Origin of the sequence: Streptococcus sp., assembly GCF_041802885.1 — a bacterium.
GTDB lineage: Bacteria > Bacillota > Bacilli > Lactobacillales > Streptococcaceae > Streptococcus.
In genome coordinates this window covers 24,487-46,566 of sequence record NZ_JBHCHN010000049.1, presented here as the reverse complement: position 1 = coordinate 46,566, position 22,080 = coordinate 24,487, and the positions used below count along the sequence as shown (strand labels likewise).

Genomic DNA, 22,080 nt, shown 5'->3' with positions numbered 1-22,080 from the left:
GGTCTCCTCTTATTTTAAGTTTGTTATTGATTGTTTTTCTTAAACAATTCTTAAATTGTTCATGTTCGATTATATCATTAGATAGAAAAATTGTAAAGTAAGTTAAGTATATTTGGAATTTTCTGATTATTTTATCCATCAAATAGTTTTTAGTGAATTTTGTGGTATAATGATAAAAATGAGAGGTATGTTGGAAGGAATTTTATGAAACAGTTGGTTAGAATGGCTTTGATTTTATGCATTAGCTTCTTTTCGTTTGTGAGGCCAGTCCAAGCAGAGGATTTTTCAGTCCCAGCCAAGCACGCGATTGCAGTTGATGTCCCCAGTGGAAAAATTCTTTATGAACAAGATGCTCAGACCCCTGCTCCAGTTGGCTCTATCACAACCTTACTGACTGTCTACTTGGTCTATGAGGCCATTGAAGAGGGCAAATTGTCCCTGAACAGTGTTGTAGACATTGGTGACTACCCCTATAGTTTGACAGGAACCGTTGTCAGCAATGTCAGCCTAGAAGCACGTTCCTATACTGTCAAGGAATTGCTGGAGGCAGCTTTGATCGCTTCAGCCAACAGTGCAACGATTGCACTGGCTGAGGAAGTAGCTGGCAGTGAGCCTGCCTTTGTTGATAAAATGAAGGCTAAATTGACTGAATGGGGCATTACGGATGCGAAATTAGTCAATGCAACAGGTTTAAACAATAGTTTCCTAGGAGAAGAGCGCTATCCAGGTTCTAGCGAAAATGATGAAAACCAGTTATCCGCTATGGATGTAGCTATTGTTGCCCGTCGTTTGTTAATAGATTTTCCTCAAGTTTTAGACATCACCTCCCAATATGATTTCAATTTTCACGGTACCTTCTACTCTTCCACCAACCAAATGCTTAAGGCAGGAACTTATGCTCGTTCAGGAGTAGATGGGTTGAAAACAGGAGCTAGTGAAACTGGTGGCGTTTCTTTTGTAGCAAGCTTCCAAGAAAAGAAGATGCAGATTGTGACCGTTGTCCTCAATGCCAATGATGGGCAAGAATATCCTGATAATCGTTTTTTGGCTACCAATCAGTTGATTGATTATGTTAAAAACAACTTCACTCTGACTCCTTTGGTCGAAAAAGGGAAACCTTATCAATCCAGCTCTATTGCTGTTTTTAATGGACAGAAAGAGAAAGTAGAGGCCGTTGCTGCAGATGACCTGTATGCCTATATCCGAAAGGGTGCAACTGCTCCAGTTTCTGCTAAATACAATAAAAAAATAGCATCTCTCGATGCTCCTATTCAACAGGGCCATAGCTTGGGAAATTTGAGTTTGGTTGATAAGGATCTGATTGGAAAGGGCTATTTAGAATCTCAACCTAGCGTTGAAATGGTAGTTGCAGAAAATATTTCCGAGGCTAGTTGGCCACTTTCTTGGTGGAACCACTTCGTCCGCTATGTCAATGAAAATTTATAAACTAAAAGACTGAAAGCACTCAAATGCATTTCAGTCTTTTTTTCTATAATGAAACATTATCGGGAGCCTGGAAGGTTGAATCATCCAGTTGATTCCAATCGGAAAAGTCTGTTTCGATCTCCATATCCAATTCACCAGCATCGCCTTCATAGTCAAACGTCATCTTGAAGCCAGTCATGTAGTAATTATCTTTGTCAAAGGTGACTTCAAAGACTTTATTTACTTCTGTTTGGCTCACACCAGTAATGGATAAGTTCAATTCGTCTTTGAACAGAGAGAGCAAGTCAACATTCTGACTTTTTAGAACCAGTGTGTACTCATCATCACTTTCTGTCAATTCCAAATCATTTTCCATTGAGTAAAGAATTTTTAGAAAACTAAAGTAACCTGGCTGGATGAAATAGCGCCCGTCACTTGATTGTTTATTCCAAGCACCATCCTTGCTGGTTCGAGAATAAACTGGATTTCCATCGCCTCCTGGCAAAATATATTCTTGATAAACAGGCTGACCGTTATTGACTTCATCAATCAAGGCATTGGCTCGTTGAATCGTATCTCCTTGTTTGCCATAGTCGATATCTGCCCGCATTTTTTGAGTTTTTTTATTGGTATTAACTTGGAGAGATAGATCCATGTCAAAATGTACTGTTTCCACCTCATTGTTAGCTTTTTCAGCCTCATCTAAAAATTCGGCAATTGTCAGCTTTTTTTCCTCAGTTGTGATCGTTTTCTCTGGTTCACTGGTCACATCTTTGTCGTTTTTGGTTCCACAAGCTACCAAAACTAACGACAGTAAGCAAAGGACCCCAAGCATTTTAAAATTATTTCTCATGATTTGCCCTCCTGTTCATGATGTTTACTGCCTTATTATATCATTTTTTGAAACTATTTTCAACGAATCACTGGGATTGTTCGGAAATCAGCTTTCAAAAAGAGCATCTCACAACTAGAAGTTTTTCTAATCGATTTATCAATAGAAAAAGCCTTCCGTGCATTTCGGAAAGCTTATTTTCTTGATCTCTGTGACCTTCGTTTGCGGTGTCACTTTTCGTTCAAGCGAGAGTCCCAGAGGAACTCCTGATTACATATCGTTTTCTTGCAGAAAACGACGAGCGTGGAAGGGGGGGTATCAAAGGAAATCATAAGGTGGAGCGACTACCGTCGCTCTTTATCTCCAACCTCCTAAGTGAGAGTTCCTGCAGAACTCCTGATTACATATCGTTTTCTTGCAGAAAACGACGAGCGTGGAAGGTAACAATTCCCCGAATTGTTACCTTAACCCACGCTCCCCTCCATCTCATAGGCAATGAGTCGGTTAAGTTCGACTGCGTATTCCATTGGAAGTTCTTTGGTAAAGGGTTCGACAAAGCCCATGACGATCATTTCTGTGGCTTCTTGCTCGGAGAGGCCGCGGCTCATGAGGTAATAGAGCTGTTCTTCGGAGATTTTTGACACCTTGGCTTCGTGTTCCAGGGCAACTTGGGAATTGTGGATTTCGTTAAATGGGATGGTATCTGAGCGGGAAATGTCATCCATCAAGATGGTGTCACATTCAATATGGCTGATGGATTTTTTAGAATTTTTATTAAAGGTGACCTGTCCACGGTAGTTGACTTCACCACCGCCTCTGGCAATGGACTTGGATACGATGGACGAGCTGGTATGAGGGGCGTTGTGGATCATCTTAGCACCTGTATCCTGGTGCTGGCCTTTATTGGCAAAGGCGATGGACAGCATGGTTCCACGCGCTCCTTCTCCTTCCAAATAAACAGCTGGGTATTTCATGGTGGTGTGAGCACCTAGGTTTCCGTCAATCCACTCCACAGTCGCATTTTTCTCGGCCCGAGCCCGTTTGGTAACCAAATTATAGACATTGTCTGACCAGTTTTGGATGGTGGTGTAGCGCATATAGGCCCCTTCGTGGGCAATGATTTCAACCACTGCAGCATGGAGGCTAGCAGTTGAATAGGTCGGCGCGGTACAGCCCTCTACATAGTGAATGCTGGCTCCCTCGTCCACGATAATCAGGGTCCGCTCAAACTGACCTGTACCTTCATTGTTAATCCGGAAGTAGGTCTGCAAGGGAATGTCACATTTGACCCCTTTTGGTACATAGATGAAGGTCCCTCCTGACCAAACAGCTGAGTTGAGGGCCGCTAGTTTATTGTCCGTTGGGGGAACAAACTTGGCAAAGTATTTTTTGAAGAGTTCTGGATGCTCCCGCAGAGCTGAGTCGGTATCGGTAAAGATAATGCCTAACTTGTCGTACTCTTCTTTCATATTGTGGTAAACCACTTCTGATTCGTACTGGGCTGCTGCTCCGGCCAAGTATGCCCGCTCGGCTTCTGGAATTCCGATGCGTTCAAAGGTTTCCTTGATTTTGTCTGGTACATCATCCCAGCTTCTGGCCGGTTTTTCAGAAGCTTTTTGGTAGTAAATGATGTCATCAAAATCAAGCTGGGACAGGTCTGCTCCCCAGGTCTGCATGGGCATTTTTTGGAAAGCAGCATAGGATTTCAAACGGAAGTCCAACATCCATTCGGGCTCCCCTTTGGCAGCCGACAGCTCACGAATAACTTCTTCACTGAGCCCCTTACCGGTTGAGTAGATGGGTTCCACATCATCATGGAAGCCAAACTGATATTCCCCTAAATCGATGGGGGTTGGCTCTACAATTTCTTCTGACATAAGATTCCTTTCACAAGATACAAAGGCCATATAGGCCCGTCTATATTTCTAATTTATTTTCCTTCATCGGCTAACTCACTGCGTTCGATAGCCTTTTCCAGGGCCTTCCAGGAGAGGGTGGCGCACTTGATGCGTTGGGGAAACTTGGCGACACCTGCTAAGAGGGCGGCTTCCCCTAATCTTTCTTGCACATCTTCTTGCTGACCTTGCACCATCCTGGAGAAAATTTCTGCTAGCTCCAAGGCCTGGGCCTTGGTTTTTCCAAGGACAGCATCGGTCATCATAGAGGCAGAAGCGGTCGATATGGTACAACCGGCTCCGTCGAAGGCGATATCCGCAATCTTACCGTCTGCATCAATGCGGAGCGAGAGCTCAATCACATCTCCGCAGGTGGGGTTGTGCAGTTCAAGAACTTCGACATCAGCTACTTTCCCCCGGTGATGAGGATGCTTGGAGTGGTCTGAAACCACCGCCATGTAGAGGGAGTCTAATTTAGAGAGTGCCATTGAAAAACTCCTTTGTCTTGAGGAGGGCCTCGACCAACTTGTCACAATCTGCCTTGGTATTGTAGATGTACAGACTAGCACGGGCAGCTGCGGTCGCACCCAGATGATGAATGAGGGGTTGGGCACAGTGGTGGCCTGCTCGAACAGCCACTCCTTCGTAGTCCAGGGCAGTGGCCACATCATGAGGATGCAACTCATCCAAGTTAAAGGAAATGACCCCTGTTCGCTTGGCCAAGTCTTGGCTGCCATAGATGGTTAAGCCTGGGATGGCCTGCAATTTCGGAAAAAGATAATTGACCAAGTCCCTTTCATGGGCCTGCACCTGATCCAACCCAATTTGAGTGAGGTAAGCAATGGCCGCACCCAGTCCGATAACGCCTGCAATATTGGGGGTTCCAGCTTCAAATTTCCAGGGCAATTCCTTCCAGCTGGCTGTCTGTTCACGGACGAAATCAATCATTTCTCCCCCGAATTCAACTGGAGACATGATTTCGAGTAGCTCCTCTTTGCCATAAAGAACTCCAATGCCTGTCGGCCCCAGCATTTTGTGGCCCGAAAAGGCAAAGAAATCCACATCAAGGTCTTGGACATCGATGGCCATATGAGGTGTTGACTGGGCCCCATCTACCACCAAATAGGCTCCAACAGCATGGACCATTTGGGCGATTTCCTTGATGGGGTTAACAACCCCTAGCACATTGGACACATGGGCCAGGGAAACAAAACGGGTGCGAGAACTGAGCAGGTCTTGCAAACCATCCAAATCCAGTTCCCCATCTTTCAGGTAAACATAATCCAGTTTGGCCCCTGTTTTTCGGCAGGCCTCCTGCCAGGGAATGATATTGGAATGGTGTTCCATGATGGAAATGATGACCTGATCTCCCGGCTGGAGGATTTCTTGCGCAAAATGAGCCACCCAGTTGAGACCGGTTGTAGTGCCACGTGTAAAGAGGATTTCCTTGCTTGAGTTAGCATGGATAAAGTCAGCCACCTGCTGGCGCACCGCTTCATAGGAGGCGGTGGCCCGTTCAGCCAGGGTATGCACCCCTCTGTGAACATTGGCATTATCTGTCTTATAATAGTTTTCCAGGGCCTGCAAGACTTGGGCAGGCTTTTGGGTGGTGGCTGCATTGTCCAAATAAACCAAGGGCTCGTCATTAACAAGTTGGTCTAAAATGGGAAAATCCTGGCGCAGCTTTTCACAATCAATCTTTGTCATAATCTCTCTTTGTTAATGTATCTTCGATGACTTGGATCATTTCATCACGAACTTCCTTGACTGGAATTTCTGTGATAACAGATCCCAAGAAACCACGAATGACTAAGCGCTCAGCAGTTGCTCGGTCCAGGCCACGACTCATCAGGTAGTACATGTCCTCAGGGTCCACTTGGCCGATAGAGGCTGCGTGGCCAGCTGTGACTTCATTTTCATCAATGAGCAAAATGGGATTGGCATCGGATCGGGCCTTGTCTGACAACATGAGAACCCGGCTTTCCTGTTGGGCATCTGCCCCCTTTGCTCCGCGAATGATATGGCCGATTCCGTTAAAGGTCAGAGTTCCGCGTTCCAGGATAACCCCATGTTGGAGGATATGGCCAACAGAATGGGGACCATAGTTGGTCACCCGACTATCAATGCCCTGTACCTGGCGACCACTGGATAGGGCCACAACCTTCAGATTGGCATGACTCCCTGTCCCCATCAAATCACTGTCAAAATCGGCAACAACATTACCTTGGTTCATGATGCCCAAGGCCCAGTCGATGCTGGCATCACTGGCCAGGCGACCACGGCGATTCATAAAGGTGGTTACATGTTTGCCCAGTCGATCGATGGCCGAGAATTTAACCTGACTACCAGCCAGAGCTACCACTTCAACAGTGATATTGGCTGAGGTTTCTAGCCCACCTTCGCCAAAACTTTCAAAGCGCTCCAGATAGTTGACTTGGCTGTTTTTGCCAGCGATAATGAGAACTCGTTTGTTGAAGGGAGCAGAGCTAGTTGCATCTTGATAGTAGAGACCTTCGACAGGCTGGTTTACGATGACATTATCTGGGATATAAAGGACTGCGGTGGCATTGAAATAGGCTGCATTATAGGCGGTCATTTTATTTTCATCATACTTGATAACTGTCCCAAAATACTTCTCAATCACATCTGGAATCAGCTCCAAGGCCGAATAGAGGTCTGTGAACACCACTCCCTGCTCCACCAAATCAGCTGGCAACTGTTCTAGAACGGTGTGACTGCCAACTTGTACCAATTTGGGGTTATCATCAAGGGCTGTAAAATCCGGAACTGGTCCTGGAGCTTCATTTTCAGCCAAGCTACCATCTCCCAAATTCCAGCGGTGGAATTTGACCCGCTCAATGGTTGGCAATTCCAGGCGGTCGATTTGATCAAAGGCGGCCTGGCGCAAGTCTGCCAACCAGGCTGGTTCAGCATGGGCTAAGGAAAAATCTTGAATCTGTTCTTTGGTCATTTTTTCTCTCTTTCTAAACAGCAAAAGTTGTCCAATGACAAAGATTAGGCTTCTTCTGGTTCCGAATAATCAATGCCCAGCTCAGCAGCCAGATGGATATAACCTTCTTTTTCCAAACGAACCGCCAATTCTGGACCGCCAGAAGCCACCACACGGCCTTCCATCATGACATGGACCACATCAGGTGTGATGTAGTTGAGGAGGCGCTGGTAGTGGGTAATAATCATGGCACCAAATGCTTCGCCGCGCATGGCATTGATGCCTTTTGACACCACCTTGAGGGCATCGATATCCAAACCAGAATCAATTTCATCCAAAATGGCGAAGGTTGGCTCAATCATGAGCAGTTGCAGGATTTCATTGCGCTTCTTCTCACCGCCTGAAAATCCTTCATTAAGGTAGCGCTCGGCCATTTCTTCCTTCATGTTGAGAAGGGCCATTTTTTCATCCAGCTTTTTGATAAAGGGCAGGACAGCGATTTTTTCATCCTCTTCCTTGCCGGCATTCATGGCTGCCCGCAGAAACTCGGCATTGGTAATCCCAGGGATTTCAGATGGGTACTGCATGGCCAAAAAGAGGCCCATTCTCGCCCGCTCATCGACTTCTAATTCTAAGATGTTAACACCATCAAAGAGGATTTCCCCCTTGGTTACTTCATAGCTAGGATTGCCCATGATGGCGGCCGAAAGGGTTGATTTCCCTGTTCCGTTTGGTCCCATGATGGCAGCAATTTGGCCTGTTTGAAGGGTCAAATTGACGCCCTTTAGGATTTCTTTTCCTTCGATTTCAACATGCAAATCTTTGATTTCTAATACTGACATGGTCTACTCCTCAAATGTGATACAATAGCCTTTTTTGGCTATGTTCGGTTTTTATTGATGCTTGTTATTATACCAAAAATGTGGTCTTTTTTCTCTAATAAGGTCTTAAGAACAGCATTTCTCTCCATCAGAAAAAGAGCTGAGACAGCTCTTTCTTAGTTTATTTTGAACGCCGCGCCTTCCATTTTTCAATGGCTTCCTGACGGTAGCTACTGTTTCCTATGAAGCGTAAAGTATTGAGCAAGGGAGTCCGGTTTTCCCCAAAGATGCCAACCATTTCACTGAGAATCAAGACGCCCAGCAGCAAGAAGACCATGAGGAGGACGCCACCCAGGCGGCTGGAAACATTGAGCAAGAGGGAGGTCAGGGAGAAAATAAAGGAGATAGCATAGATCACCAAGACCGTTCCTCGATGGGTCAAACCCATGGAGAGGAGGCGGTGATGGAGATGCATGCGGTCAGCCTCGTAAAATTTCTTACCCGAGAGGTGGCGACGGATAATCGCCACGACCGTGTCAGTAATCGGAACCCCTAAAATAATCATGGGTGTCACCACCGCAACAGCTGTGGAATTTTTCAAGCCCTGAAGGGACAAGACCCCAATCATAAAACCGATAAAGAGGGCACCCGTATCTCCCAGATAAATGATAGCCGGATGATAATTGTAGGGCAAGAATCCCGCAATCGAAACCACCAGGATAAAGATGGTCAATGGCAGGAAAATATTGCTGTCGTGCAGGAAGAAATAAGAAACAATACCCATGGTGGTCAAGGAGATAATGGAAACTCCTGACACCAAGCCATCCAAACCATCAATGAGATTGACTGCATTGGTGATGGCCACAATCCACAAAACTGTCAAAAAGAAAGACACCCAGCTTGGAAAATGGATCAAAGGCCCCCCAAAGGGAATCTTGAAATCATCAAAACGAAAATCCGTCCAAAGCCAGATAATAGTGGCGGCTATCAAGATGCCAGTCATCTTAGGGAGAGGTTTCAGCTCTTTCACATCATCAATCAGTCCCGTCACAATGATGATACCGCCCGCCAAGACAAGGGGGAGGACATAGTGAATGTAGACTCCGTTTACATTGAGATACTTGATAATCCCTGGCAAAAAGAACAGTACAGATACAGAAAAGGCTATAAAGACTGCCAATCCACCCGCTGTTGGCATGGGAACCTTATTGATACGCCGAGCATTGGGATTGTCTACTGCGCCAATCTTAAAGGCTAAAAAACGGACTAGTGGGGTCGCTATGGCAGACAAAACCAGGGTTGATATGAGGACAATGATATACTGCAGAGCAAAAGGAATCATGTTAACTGAACCTTTCTCAGCTCCTCAAGAGCTTCTGACGGCAAGAGGAGCTTGCCATGTTCCTGCAGAACAGGCCGGCTCATAGCTGTATCGTCTGCATGCTCCAGCATCCGAGAAAGGAGATAATCTGGATACTGCTTAGACCGACTCTCAATATTGATGAGGACAGTCATATAATAATGTGTATCCATCTTGTAGAGCTCGGAAGTATCTACTTGAAAATCAACGGTTTGGGCAAAACGAACAGCCTGACCCAAATCCTTAAAATCAAGAATATAGTAGATGTATTTTTGATCTTCATCCAGTGCTTCTTCTAGCTCCTCCACCTTCTCCAGATGACGAACAGCCGTTTCATCTCCTAGACCAGCACTCTTATCACGAGTCGCCTTCTCCAAGGTTTTCAAAAACTCGTCCGGTGTCATCTGTGATAGTTCCTCTATGTTGGCCAAGTCTGCAAATTCCTCAAAATCCATGTTGCGGTCAATATCGGATTTGGTCACAAAAATATCAATTTTATCAGGCTTTGGAGTCACACGAAAACTCAGCATCCCACTTTCTCGGAAGGTCATTGGCAACTCCAATTCCTCCAAAACAGCATAGAAAAAGTCTTCTGTCTTTTCTTGGGGAATCAGAAAATCCGCCAATTCCATGCCTCTTTCTTCTAAATCTTCTAATTTTATAGTGATTTTCAGAGTTGAATCACTGATTTGCTTCATCTTCATAGTCATACCTCATGCGTTTGTCTATTCATTATACAGGAAAAGGGCCTTTTTTACAAAGGAAAAGCCAGACAAGCTGGCTCCATTCCTATTAAGTCATCATCCAATTTACAAGTGAATAGACAATCAAAAGGGTCCCTAATCCGATACGGTATTTTCCAAAAATTGTAAAGTCATGTTTTTTCACATAATCGGTCAGAAAACGAATCGCATAGAGACTGACCACAAAAGCCGTTACACTGGCCAAGAGAAGCAAGATGGCCTGATTGAGATTGAGGACATTGCCATCCAAGAAAAACTTCACTGCCTTCAAGCCGCTATATCCAAACATAGTTGGAATCGCCAAAAAGAATGTAAAATCCGCAGCTACCGAGCGACTGGCTCCTAGAATGATAGCCCCCAAGATGGTTGCCCCTGAACGACTGGTTCCTGGGATAATGGCCAAGACCTGGAAGAGACCGATCAAAAAAGCAGTCTTGTAGGGCATGCGAGCCAGACTGGTCACTTGAGGTTCCAGAGTTGCATTACGCTTTTCAATCCAAATAAAGGCAAAACCATATACAATCAGGGCAATGGCAATGGGAAACATAAAGTTGAAATGTGCCTCGAACCAGCTATCAAAGGGCAGGGCCACCAAAATAGATGGAATACAGGCAATGGCCACTTTTAACCAAAGCTGCCAGGTCAAACGGATTTCCTGCTTTGTTTTTCCAGGTTGGAAGGGATTCAGACGTTCAAAGTATAGAACAATAACCGCTAATATTGCCCCCAGCTGGATAACAATATTGAACATCTCCATAAAACTTTTTTCTTGGTTCAGTTTGACAAATTCCTGGACCAAAATCAAGTGACCTGTGCTGGAAATCGGCAACCACTCGGTTACCCCTTCAACAATACCAAAAAAGATGGCTTTTAAGATCTCTACAAACATACATCACCCTCGCTTTCACCGTATCATTATACCACATATCCGCTTTTTGAAGAGAAAAAAATACATCCATTGGAAATTTGTCAGAATTTTGTTACAATGTAACAAATACAATTAAATAGGAGAATTTATGAAACAGAAAATCAGCCTGCTCATCCTGCTTGTCCTGGCCCTTGTTGCGACCGGATACAGCGTCAAAGCAGACAACTATCTTCGTGTCGGGATGGAGGCAGCCTATGCTCCCTTTAACTGGACACAGGAGGACGATTCAAACGGCGCTGTTCCCATCGAAGGAACCAACCAGTATGCCAATGGCTATGACGTCCAAATTGCCAAAAAAATTGCTGAAGCCATGGGAAAGGAACCTCTGGTTGTCAAAACTTCCTGGACAGGCTTGATTCCAGCCTTGACCTCTGGAAAAATTGACATGATTGCAGCTGGTATGAGCCCAACAGAAGAACGTAAACTAGAGATTGCCTTTTCCAATGCCTACTACACCAGCGAGCCGGTCTTAGTTGTCTCGCGAGATGGTGACTTTGCTAAAGCCAAAACCTTAGAAGATTTTGCTGGAGCAAAAATTACTGCCCAGCAAGGAGTTTGGCATGTCAACTTGTTACCGCAATTGGTTGGTGCTGAGCCTCAAACACCGATGGGAGATTTCTCACAAATGCGCCAGGCTCTGGCATCTGGCATCATTGATGCCTACATTTCAGAGCGACCTGAAGCTCTGACCGCTGAAAGTGCCAATTCCAAGTTTCTCATGGTGACACCAAATCCTGGCTTTGAAGTAGCTGAATCTGATGCTGCCATCGCTGTTGGTTTAAGAAAAGATGACATCGATTCATTGGTTAAAGTCAATGCTGTCCTAGAAACCATTTCAGAAAAAGACCGTGTTGCTCTCATGGACAAGATGATCGAAATCCAGCCCGCAGACAACAGTACAGATGGAGCTGAACCAAGTTTCTTCCAACAAGTTATCACCATCCTGACCAAGAACTGGAAGCAATTCCTACGCGGAACAGGCATCACTCTCCTCATTTCCATGGTCGGAACCATCACTGGCCTCATCATTGGCCTCCTTATCGGCGTCTACCGCACTGCACCAACTGCAGTCAACAAGGGGCTGGCTATCTTACAAAAGATTTTTGGCTGGTTGCTCAGCGCCTATATTGAAATCTTCCGTGGTACTCCGATGATTGTTCAATCGATGGTCATCTACTATGGAACAGCCCAAGCTTTTGGAGTTTCGCTGGACCGTACCCTAGCTGCCATCTTTATCGTGTCTATCAACACCGGAGCCTATATGAGTGAAATCGTCCGCGGTGGTATTTTCGCTGTTGACAAGGGCCAATTTGAAGCGGCAACTGCCCTCGGATTTACCCACGGCCAAACCATGCGCAAGATCGTCTTGCCACAGGTTATCCGCAATATTCTCCCAGCCACTGGTAATGAATTTGTCATCAACATCAAGGACACCTCGGTATTGAATGTGATCTCTGTTGTCGAACTTTATTTCTCAGGAAATACTGTTGCAACCCAGACCTATCAATACTTCCAAACCTTCACCATTATCGCTGCCATCTACTTCGTCCTCACCTTTACCGTGACCCGCATCCTCCGCTATGTGGAAAAACGTTTTGATGCCGATACCTACACCACTGGTGCCAATCAAATGCAAACGGAGGTCCTCAACTAATGTCACAAGTGATTTTAGAAATCAACCATTTGAAAAAATCTTTTGGCGCCAATCAGGTCCTAAAAGATATCTCACTAACTGTTCATAAAGGGGAAGTTATTTCCATTATCGGGTCTTCCGGCTCTGGAAAATCTACCTTCCTGCGATCCATCAACCTGCTGGAAGAACCAACTGGCGGTGAAATCCTCTTCCATGGACAAAATGTCTTGGAAAAGGGCTATGATTTGACCACCTACCGGGAAAAACTGGGCATGGTTTTCCAATCCTTTAACCTCTTTGAAAACCTCAATGTCCTGGAAAATGCCATCGTGGCTCAGACCACCGTCCTCAAACGATCCCGTACAGAAGCCGAAGCCATTGCCAAAGAAAACCTCAACAAGGTTGGCATGACCGAGCAATACTGGGCAGCCAAACCAAAGCAACTCTCAGGTGGACAAAAACAACGGGTAGCCATCGCCAGAGCCCTCTCTATCAACCCAGAAGCCATGCTCTTTGATGAACCCACTTCCGCCCTTGACCCAGAAATGGTTGGCGAAGTTCTGAAAACCATGAAAGAATTGGCCGAAACAGGCTTGACCATGCTGATTGTAACCCATGAAATGGAGTTTGCCAAAGAAGTCTCTGACCGTGTCATCTTTATGGACCAAGGCGTTATCGCCGAACAAGGAACTCCCCAAGAAATCTTTGAAAATCCAAAAGAAGAACGAACCAAAACCTTCCTACAGCGCTTTTTGAAATAAAAACTAAAAAAGAGCTTGCCAACCCGAGTTGGCAAGCTCTTTTTAGACCTGTTGTTTCTTATTGTGTATGCCATTTGGCCAGACATTCCTGTAAAACCTTCTGGTCATCTCCCGCTGCTATCTTGTTGGTTTTCTTACTACAACCTAAAGCAAGTACACCATAAGGACTTCCAAATGACCATTTCCAGCAAAAACATGGACTTCTGCACGATTACCTGAGTTTCGTATGAGAGTGGCGCATCTGTTATCATTTCAAATAAGAAACCACAGTGGTCGAAAATTCCAGCATTTATTGTGCTGATATACGATAATCCGTTTCCTTTGTAGGTTCCGAAAAATGCAAAGTGTTGAAAATCCAATCCATTAGAATTAGAAGCACTTAGGGCTATCAGAAGGATATTTACATAATGAAAAAATAAAACGCAACTCTCTTGAGTCGCGTTTATTGGTGAAATTGATACGATTAGCCTTCGTACTTCTTATGATTTTTATCATAAAAATCAATCAGACCTAAAGCAGTCGCAAAGGAGATATTGTCAATCTTTGCTCTACCTTGTGCAAGGGCAATAACAGACATTTCACGGGCGTTTGTTTCTTTACTGATCCGATAGCCTGTGATTTTTTTGTCACGCACCCAACCCACTACTGCTGCAACTTTTTCATAGCTTGTCATTAGGAACCCCTTTCTTTTTTTACTTATTACTGTTAGTAATTATAGTACAGGTTTTTTTAATTGTCAATATATTAAGATCGAATTTTACAAAAAAGTGGACATTTTTTCTAAAAAAGTCTCATTTTGCTTTTAAAGCAGATAAGATTTGAGCTCGGATATCCTCCACACCATTCGGAGAATTTGGTAAAAATATTGTCTGATTTCCTGCAGATGCAAATTGATTGAGGGTATCGAGATACTGGTTGGTTAAGAGGATGGCCATAATTTGTTCTTCAGACATATCAACATTGGCTTCCTTGAGTTCAGCAATAGAATCTGCCAAACCATCCACAATAGCCTTCCGCTGTTGGGCAATACCGACACCATGAAGGCGATCTTTTTCAGCTTCTGCTTCGGCTGCGGTCACAATCTTAATCTTGTCTGCATTGGCCAGCTCTTGGGCAGCCACGCGCTTGCGTTGGGCCGCATTGATTTCATTCATGGACTGTTTAACTTCAGCATCTGGTTCTACCTTTGTAATCAAGGTTTTGACGATAATATAGCCATAGGTAGACATTTCTTCAGCCACTTGTTTTTGAACTTCTAAGGCAATCTCATCTTTTTTCTCAAAGAGCTCATCCAGAGTCAATTTGGGCACTGAGGAGCGAAGAGCATCTTCAATGTAGGATTTGATTTGCTCTTCTGGACGCATCAATTTGTAGTAGGCATCCATGACATTTTGCTCATTAACTCGGTATTGGGTCGCAATGTTCAAGGTTACAAAAACATTGTCATTGGTCTTTGTTTCCACAATCAACTCACTCTGCAACATCCGAAGCTGGATACGAGCTGCAATGCGATCAATACCAAAAGGCATACGAATATGAATACCACTTGAGACCGTGGCTTGGTATTTACCGAAACGCTCAATGATCACAACTGTCTGTTGTCTGACAACATAAAGTGTGCTGGCGATGATGAAGAGGATAATAATGAGCAACAATAGAGGAAAAATATACATAAACATAATCGTTCTCCTTTAGGCGATAGACTAAACCAACATTTTATAAAGTGAATCATTCTCATGTAAATTGACATAGTTGGGATCAAAGGCCTCTAAACGGGAAATGAAGGCAGGATAATCATCTTTATTCCCCAGGGCAATTCCGATGAGAACGGGCCCTGTTCCCTTATTAGCCCGCTTGATATACTCGAAACGAGTAATATCATCATTTTCTCCCAAAATATCATTTACAAATTCACGAAGAGCACCAGGTCTTTGGGGGAAATTGACAACAAAGTAATGCTTGACACCTGCATAAATCAGCGAACGTTCTTCCATTTCCGGCATACGGTTGATGTCATTGTTACCACCAGAGATGATGCAACAAATGGTCTTGCCTTTGATCTGGTCCTGAATGACATCTAGCGCGGCGATGGAAGCCGCACCTGCCGGCTCCGCTACAATTCCTTGCTTGGAATACAAATCCAAAATAGTCTCAGATATCCAACCTTCGTCCACGCCAATTAGTTGATCCACATGTTTTCTGGCCGCTTCATAGGTAGTAGCCCCAACTTTTTGAACCGCAATCCCATCCGCAAATTTATCAATCTGTTCGAGCTTGACTGGCCTTCCTTTATCAAAGGCGGCCTTCATGGAGCGGGCGCCACTAGCTTCAACCCCAATCAACTTGATTTCAGGCGCTTGGTCCTTCAAATAAGTCGATACCCCTGCGATCAAACCACCACCCCCAACTGGTATCAGGATTTGATCAAAGGCGATTCCCTGTTGATCCGCTTGTTCTAAAATTTCAACAGCTACCGTTCCTTGTCCTGCCTGGACATTTTCATCATCAAAGGGATCGATAAAGGTTTTTTCTGCTTCCTTGGCAAAGTCAAGAGCTGCGCGGGCAGATTCGTCAAAAGTATCCCCAGTCAGACGAATGGTCACATAGTCTCCACCAAAGAACTTGACCTGGCTGATTTTCTGCTGAGGGGTCGTCACCGGCATAAAGATAGTGGCAGGAATTTTCATTTCATTACAGGTGTAGGCTACGCCCTGAGCATGATTTCCAGCCGAGGCACAGACAACTCCGGCCATCTTTTCTTGATCTGTCAGTTGTGAAATGGCATAATAAGCACCACGAATCTTAAAGGACCGAACCCGTTGCTCATTTTCCCTTTTGGTAAAGATCTCAGCTCCATATTTTTCTGATAAGTAACGGTCATAATGAAGAGAGGTCCTGACCACCACTCCTTTTAAGACTTGATAGGCCTCTTCTACTTTTCTAGCTGAAAGCATATCTTTTCTCCTCTTTCCTTACTGTGTTCACTGGTTATTTTACCACAAAGTCTCTTCTTTTCAACAAGGTGAGAAATATTTACAGTCTCCACTTGTCAATTCTTTCAGCTCTTATTCTTATTATAGCACATCAAAAAATACAAAGCAATTAAATTATAGAAATATATTCTTGTATTATTTGACATGTCCAACTTTGTGTCTGTTGAGAGAAAAAAACGGGGTTTTCCCGTTTTTGTTCAAATTTGATTAGTTGTAAATCTTGAAGGCGTCATCATCATTACGGCCAACAAACGGCATGGCCTTACGCAATTCTGCTCCAACCTTTTCAATTTCAAGGTCAGCAGCCGCATCGCGGTAGGCTTGCATCTTCGGACGACCAGCCTTGTAGTCATTAACAAAGTCGTTAGCGAATTTACCAGACTGGATGTCAGCAAGAACAGCCTTCATGTTTTCCTTCACTTGATCAGTGATGACACGTGGACCAGATACATAATCGCCGTACTCAGCTGTGTTTGAGATAGATTGACGCATCTTCTTGAAACCACCCTCGTAGACCAGGTCAACGATCAGTTTCATTTCATGAAGGACTTCAAAGTAAGCCAATTCTGGTGCATAACCTGCTTCGGTCAAGACTTCAAAACCAGCTTCCATCAAGGCAGTCAAACCACCACAGAGAACAGCCTGTTCACCGAAGAGATCTTCTTCTGTTTCTTCCTTAAAGGTTGTTTCCAAGAGACCGACACGGGCAGAACCAACACCCTTTGCCCAGTCCATGGCGATGTGTTTTGCATTGCCAGTTGCGTCTTGGTAAACAGCATAGAGGGCTGGAACACCAAAGCCTTCTTCAAAGGTACGACGCACCAAGTGACCAGGTCCTTTTGGAGCACACATGAAGACATCCACATCTGCTGGCACCTTGATAAATTCAAAGTGAACATTGAAACCATGGGCAAAACCAAGGGCATTGCCTGCTTCCAAGTTTGGCGCAATTTCTTCATTGTAAAGGTCCGCTTGGATTTCGTCTGGAGCCAAGACCATGATGACATCCGCCAATTTTGCTGCTTCTGCTACTTCATAAGTATCAAAACCATCTTCCTTAGCCTTGTCAAAAGACTTACCAGCACGCACACCGATGATAACATCGTGACCAGTGTCACGCAGGTTTTGGGCATGGGCATGACCCTGTGAGCCGTAACCAACTACGGCGATTTTTTTGCCATCAAGGGCTGGAACTTTTACATCTGCTTCATATTGCATTTTAACTGCCATTTTTTATGTCTCTTTTCTATATTTTTATTTTTGTAGATACTCAAAGATAATGGACACCAGACTAGGCGACGATGACCAAGTTAAAACTAGCGTTTAAAGAGTCAAGTCAACGAAGGTTAGGGTTCATTTTCGAAGAGGATCAGTCACGACTGAAACCAGTTGCTCCTGTCCTGGCCAAATTTTTGATGCCATAAGGCTGGACGACCCGGAGCAGGGCTTCGATTTTGTTGGCATCACCAGTGATTTGAATGGTGATGGAATGGGGGGCCACGTCAACGACGCTGGCACGGAAGGGTTGAATAATAGCCAGGATTTCAGCTCGCTTGCTAGCTGGTGCTGCAATTTTGACCAGGAGTACTTCCCTCTCTAGGTGAGGGATGTCTGTGATGTCCTTGACCCGTACAACATCAACCAGGCGGTTGAGCTGTTTGGTAATCAAGTCTACCTCATCAAGATTCTCCACCTCAATGATGACGGTCACTCGTGAGATTCCTTTGACTTCAGTCGGTCCGACCGAGATGGAATTGATATTGACCTGACGACGAGAGAGGACGCCTGTAAAGCGGTTGAGAACCCCGGATGAATCCCGTAATTTAGCTGTTAACATTCTACGCATTGAACTTCACCCCCAACATTTCATGATTGGCCTTGCCGGCTGGAACCATCGGAAGGACATGCTCGCGATTGGAAATAGATACCTCAATTAACATGGGTTTGTTTTCCAGAATGACCTTGAGATCTTCCTTAATGGTGGCAGGTTTGTCAAAGTAGTAATGATCGATAGCATAGGCTTCTGCCAGGAGCTGGAAGTTTGGCTCGTCATCAAAGGTAGAATGACTTCGATGCTCATCATAGAAGGATTCCTGCCATTGGCGAACCATACCCAGCGAGTGGTTATTGAGGAGGACAACCTTGATTGGTACCCCATAACCATTGAGGATAGCCAACTCTTGGTTGGTCATCTGGAAGCCGCCATCCCCAACGAAGAGGACAACCTCCTTATCAGGATTGGCCAGCTTGGCACCAATCGCTGCTGGGATCCCAAAGCCCATGGTCCCCATGCCGCCTGAAGTAATCAACTGGCGGCCATTTTTGAAGGGATAGTACTGGGCTGTCCACATCTGGTGCTGGCCGACATCTGTAATGACGATGGCTTCACCTTCTGTCAATTCCCCGATAATTTCGATGACTTCCTGTGGTTTAACAAATGTCTCATCTGGATCGTAACCAAAGGGTGCCCGTCGTTTGTTTTCCAAGACCTGAGCTGTCCAATCTGCATAGTCTGTTTCGACCTTATCATAGCGAAGCAACATTTCCAGAGTCTTCTTGGCATCTCCTACAACTGGGATTGCTGTTTTGACCACCTTGCCAATCTCAGCAGGATCGACATCAATGTGGGCAACAGTTGCATTGATCGCAAAACTATTGACCCGACCTGTTAGACGGTCATCAAAGCGGGCCCCAATATTGAGGATAAAGTCAGCTTCGGTCAAGGCCATATTAGAAGCATAAGAGCCATGCATTCCGCCCATACCCAGTGAAAGCTCGTGGTGAATCGGGATGGTTCCCAGACCCAGCAGAGTGGAGACTACTGGAAGCTGGTAACGTTCGGCAAAAGCCACCAATTCCTTAGTAGCATCCGCATAATTGACCCCTCCCCCTGTCAGAAGGACTGGCCTCTTAGACTGACTCAGCTGCTTCAAAATCTTCTTGACCTGCATGCCATTTGGTTCAATGGTCGGCTGATAGCTCGGAAGATGAACAGCAGGGTCATTGTATGCTTCGATGATTTTTTCCTGAACATCCTTAGGCACATCAATCACCACTGGTCCCGGGCGACCAGTAGTCGCGATATGAATGGCTTCTGTGATGATGCGAGGAATGTCCTCGGTATGGCGGATTTGATAGTTGTATTTAGTGATTGGAGTTGTAATCCCGATGATATCCGCTTCCTGGAAGGCATCTTTTCCGATACCAGGAGTTGCTACCTGACCTGAGAATACCAACAGGGGCACACTATCACCCATGGCATCTGCTATACCAGTAATGGCATTGGTGGCTCCTGGACCGCTGGTGACAACTGCGACGCCGATACGGCCAGTTGACTTAGCATAGCCTTCAGCACCATGGATAGCACCTTGTTCATGGCGAGCCAAGATATGGCGGATATCTTTATAATGGTAAATGGCTTCATAAAGTGGCAAGACGGCGCCACCAGGATAACCAAAAATGGTTTCAACACCCAGCTGGGCGAGGGTATCCAGAATCAAATAGGACCCTGAACGAGCTGTGTCTAGTTGTATCTGTTGCAACGAGATTCCTCCTCTCTTTCCTACTATCTTATCACACAAATATAAGAAGTCACAGATTTTTTGTATGTACCTACTATCATATCATAAAACCAAAGAAAGTCAACCGAATTTTCAGAAAATTCCTACTTTTGCAAAACTTAAACGCTCCTTAAAGGAAAGATTTGATCCTAATTTTTTTAGTTTCCTTTTAGAAAAGCCCGCTATAGTGGATGTATCATCAAAAGAGAAAGAGGTTTATCTATGTACTATTTAATTATTCCAGCCTTTGAACCCGACCAAAAGTTACTTGCCCTTTTGGAAGATGTTCGGCAACAGTTGCATTGTCAGGTCATCCTTGTCAATGATGGTAGCTCCCTTCACACCAAGCCTATTTTTAAAGAAGCCAGCCAGCTAGCCACTATTTTAAACCATCCTAAAAACATGGGGAAGGGGCAGGCCCTCCGTACTGCCTTCCGCTATGTTCAATCCTTGGACAGAGATGCCGTCATCGTCACGGCGGATGCGGATGGCCAACACTCTGCTCGTGACATCGACCGTGTCGCCCATGCGGCTGCCCATCTCCCTAACCGCCTGATATTAGGAGTCCGTCAGTTTACCAAGGATATCCCACTTCGAAGTCGTTTTGGCAATAAATTAACCCGTCTTCTCTTTAAACTCCAAACTGGGGTGGCTGTCAGCGATACTCAGACGGGGCTACGAGCCTTTCAAACTCAGATGATTCCCTTTATGCTAGGAGTCGAAGGGGATCGCTATGAGTATGAAATGAACATGCTGACCCAGGCCAGCCAAAAATACCTGATTACAGAAGTTCCTATCGAAACTATCTATATAGATGACAATGCTAGTTCCCATTTTCGTCCCATCCGAGATAGTTTGATGATTTATAAAAATCTCTTCAAATTTGCCCTTGCTTCCTTCGGCGGATTTGTTATTGACTATCTGGTCTATGCCATGGTGCTCTTGTCCTTCTCCTGGGCTCCAACCACCATCCGCCTCCTCTTGGCCAATTGCTTGGGACGAATCACCAGCTCTGTCTGCAACTTTAAGATGAACAAGAGCCTGGTCTTTGACAACCACGATTCTGTCACCCGAACAGGAACGGGCTATTTCAGTCTAGTGGTCCTCCTCTTTATTGGCGATACAGCCCTTCAATACTTCCTTCACAGTTTATTAGGAATCAACTTCTATCTGGTCAAGATTCTGGTTGGAACCCTCCTCTTCTTCGTATCCTGGTTTATCCAAAAACACTTCATCTTCCAAGAAAGGAAAACATTTTCCCATGAAATTTATTAAAAAACCCTATGTTTATGCCGTGACCTTCGGCTGCTTACTGGCGGGTGGCTTTAGCTACTCCATGCTTAAAACATTCGTCTTATCGGAAGCCATCACTACAGTGGCAGCCACCGAAACGACGACTTCTGAAGTCACTGAATCAGAAGCTGCTGCCGCAGCGTCTGCCGTTCAAACAGAGACCTCCTACTCAGATGAAAACATTCAGGTGTCCATCGAAACCATCACTACCAACAATACCACCGTCTATGTGGCAGATGTGCAGGTTAGCTCGGCAGAATATCTGAAAACGGCTCTTGCTCAAAACACCTATGGTACCAACGTAACGGCAAAAACATCTGAAACAGCTGCTGCCAACAATGCCATCCTAGCTGTCAACGGGGACTACTATGGGGCTAACTCCACCGGTTATGTCATCAAAAACGGAGTCCTCTACCGTGATACCGTACGGGACAATGCATCTTATGGTGACTTAGCCATCTATTCAGATGGATCTTTCGAGGTCATCTACGAAAATGAAGTGACCGCCCAAGAATTGATTGACCAGGGCGTTGTCAACCTGCTGGCCTTCGGTCCTACTCTGGTTGAAAATGGGGAAATCGTTGTCGATACCAGCACCGAAGTTGGCCGGGCCATGTCCTCCAACCCACGAACTGCCATCGGTATTATTGACGAAAACCACTATATTATCGTCGTATCAGACGGTCGGACAGATGAAAGTGAAGGCCTGACCCTCTATCAACTGGCCGAAGTCATGCAGCAATACGGGGCAACAACAGCCTACAACCTGGATGGCGGTGGTTCTTCAACCCTCTACTTCAACGGTCAAGTCATTAACAATCCAACAACAAACGGAAACACTATCTCAGAAAGGGCGGTGAGCGATATTGTCTACATCGGTTACTAA

At 45.1% G+C, this 22,080-nt stretch carries 20 protein-coding genes; 5 read left to right on the top strand and 15 right to left on the bottom strand.

Annotation, left to right across the window (positions count from 1 at the left end; all coding sequences use genetic code 11):
- Window positions 1–204 precede the first annotated feature (204 nt).
- A complete protein-coding gene (pbp3, locus tag ACEYCN_RS06570) occupies window positions 205–1,446 on the top strand; it encodes a D-alanyl-D-alanine carboxypeptidase PBP3 (protein ID WP_373713490.1) in 1,242 nt (413 codons plus the stop codon).
- A gap of 43 nt (window positions 1,447–1,489) precedes the next feature.
- Here pbp3 and ACEYCN_RS06565 read toward each other — a convergent pair whose 3' ends face one another.
- From ACEYCN_RS06565 to ACEYCN_RS06525, 9 genes are all read right to left on the bottom strand, one after another.
- Window positions 1,490–2,278 carry a DUF6612 family protein gene (locus ACEYCN_RS06565; RefSeq protein ID WP_373713489.1) on the bottom strand — a complete coding sequence of 263 codons (789 nt, stop codon included), beginning with the start codon at window positions 2,276–2,278 and terminating at the stop codon, window positions 1,490–1,492.
- Between the two features lie 443 nt (window positions 2,279–2,721).
- A complete protein-coding gene (sufB, locus tag ACEYCN_RS06560; RefSeq protein WP_373713488.1) occupies window positions 2,722–4,134 on the bottom strand; it encodes a Fe-S cluster assembly protein SufB in 1,413 nt (470 codons plus the stop codon).
- Between the two features lie 53 nt (window positions 4,135–4,187).
- Entirely contained in the window at window positions 4,188–4,640 is a 453-nt protein-coding gene (sufU, locus tag ACEYCN_RS06555; RefSeq protein WP_373713487.1) for a Fe-S cluster assembly sulfur transfer protein SufU, read from the bottom strand.
- Window positions 4,627–5,859 carry a cysteine desulfurase gene (locus ACEYCN_RS06550; protein WP_373713486.1) on the bottom strand — a complete coding sequence of 411 codons (1,233 nt, stop codon included), beginning with the start codon at window positions 5,857–5,859 and terminating at the stop codon, window positions 4,627–4,629. The genes sufU and ACEYCN_RS06550 overlap by 14 nt, the downstream gene beginning before the upstream one ends.
- Window positions 5,846–7,123 (bottom strand): Fe-S cluster assembly protein SufD, encoded by a 1,278-nt coding sequence (sufD, locus tag ACEYCN_RS06545; RefSeq protein WP_373713485.1) that lies wholly within the window; start codon window positions 7,121–7,123, stop codon window positions 5,846–5,848. Before sufD ends, ACEYCN_RS06550 begins: the two co-directional genes overlap by 14 nt.
- 44 nt (window positions 7,124–7,167) lie before the next feature.
- Window positions 7,168–7,944, bottom strand: coding sequence for a Fe-S cluster assembly ATPase SufC (gene sufC, locus ACEYCN_RS06540; protein WP_373713484.1), 777 nt, complete (start codon window positions 7,942–7,944; stop codon window positions 7,168–7,170).
- Between the two features lie 160 nt (window positions 7,945–8,104).
- Entirely contained in the window at window positions 8,105–9,265 is a 1,161-nt protein-coding gene (locus ACEYCN_RS06535) for a glycosyltransferase family 4 protein (protein WP_373713483.1), read from the bottom strand.
- Complete coding sequence (gene mecA / locus ACEYCN_RS06530; RefSeq protein ID WP_373713482.1) at window positions 9,262–9,987, bottom strand: adaptor protein MecA; 726 nt, start codon at window positions 9,985–9,987, stop codon at window positions 9,262–9,264. Before mecA ends, ACEYCN_RS06535 begins: the two co-directional genes overlap by 4 nt.
- 88 nt (window positions 9,988–10,075) lie before the next feature.
- Window positions 10,076–10,915, bottom strand: coding sequence for an undecaprenyl-diphosphate phosphatase (locus tag ACEYCN_RS06525; protein ID WP_373713481.1), 840 nt, complete (start codon window positions 10,913–10,915; stop codon window positions 10,076–10,078).
- A gap of 127 nt (window positions 10,916–11,042) precedes the next feature.
- Between ACEYCN_RS06525 and ACEYCN_RS06520 the strand changes: the two genes are divergently transcribed.
- Both ACEYCN_RS06520 and ACEYCN_RS06515 read left to right on the top strand, forming a co-directional pair.
- Window positions 11,043–12,608 carry an ABC transporter substrate-binding protein/permease gene (locus ACEYCN_RS06520; RefSeq protein WP_373713480.1) on the top strand — a complete coding sequence of 522 codons (1,566 nt, stop codon included), beginning with the start codon at window positions 11,043–11,045 and terminating at the stop codon, window positions 12,606–12,608.
- Window positions 12,608–13,348: an amino acid ABC transporter ATP-binding protein gene (locus ACEYCN_RS06515; RefSeq protein WP_373713479.1), complete on the top strand. Its 741-nt coding sequence runs from the start codon at window positions 12,608–12,610 to the stop codon at window positions 13,346–13,348. Before ACEYCN_RS06520 ends, ACEYCN_RS06515 begins: the two co-directional genes overlap by 1 nt.
- Window positions 13,349–13,811: 463 nt before the next feature.
- Here ACEYCN_RS06515 and ACEYCN_RS06510 read toward each other — a convergent pair whose 3' ends face one another.
- From ACEYCN_RS06510 to ACEYCN_RS06485, 6 genes are all read right to left on the bottom strand, one after another.
- Window positions 13,812–14,021, bottom strand: coding sequence for a hypothetical protein (locus ACEYCN_RS06510; RefSeq protein ID WP_018166113.1), 210 nt, complete (start codon window positions 14,019–14,021; stop codon window positions 13,812–13,814).
- 118 nt (window positions 14,022–14,139) lie between these two features.
- Entirely contained in the window at window positions 14,140–15,027 is an 888-nt protein-coding gene (locus ACEYCN_RS06505; RefSeq protein WP_373713478.1) for an SPFH domain-containing protein, read from the bottom strand.
- Window positions 15,028–15,051: 24 nt separating this feature from the next.
- Complete coding sequence (gene ilvA, locus ACEYCN_RS06500; RefSeq protein ID WP_373713477.1) at window positions 15,052–16,302, bottom strand: threonine ammonia-lyase IlvA; 1,251 nt, start codon at window positions 16,300–16,302, stop codon at window positions 15,052–15,054.
- A 246-nt stretch (window positions 16,303–16,548) separates the two neighbouring features.
- A complete protein-coding gene (gene ilvC / locus ACEYCN_RS06495) occupies window positions 16,549–17,571 on the bottom strand; it encodes a ketol-acid reductoisomerase (RefSeq protein WP_373713476.1) in 1,023 nt (340 codons plus the stop codon).
- A gap of 139 nt (window positions 17,572–17,710) precedes the next feature.
- On the bottom strand, window positions 17,711–18,187 hold the full coding sequence (gene ilvN, locus ACEYCN_RS06490) for an acetolactate synthase small subunit (RefSeq protein ID WP_373713475.1): 477 nt from the start codon (window positions 18,185–18,187) through the stop codon (window positions 17,711–17,713).
- Entirely contained in the window at window positions 18,180–19,883 is a 1,704-nt protein-coding gene (locus ACEYCN_RS06485) for an acetolactate synthase large subunit (protein WP_373713474.1), read from the bottom strand. Before ACEYCN_RS06485 ends, ilvN begins: the two co-directional genes overlap by 8 nt.
- 240 nt (window positions 19,884–20,123) lie before the next feature.
- Between ACEYCN_RS06485 and ACEYCN_RS06480 the strand changes: the two genes are divergently transcribed.
- Window positions 20,124–21,176 (top strand): glycosyltransferase, encoded by a 1,053-nt coding sequence (locus ACEYCN_RS06480; RefSeq protein WP_373713473.1) that lies wholly within the window; start codon window positions 20,124–20,126, stop codon window positions 21,174–21,176.
- Window positions 21,163–22,080, top strand: coding sequence for a phosphodiester glycosidase family protein (locus ACEYCN_RS06475; protein ID WP_373713472.1), 918 nt, complete (start codon window positions 21,163–21,165; stop codon window positions 22,078–22,080). The genes ACEYCN_RS06480 and ACEYCN_RS06475 overlap by 14 nt, the downstream gene beginning before the upstream one ends.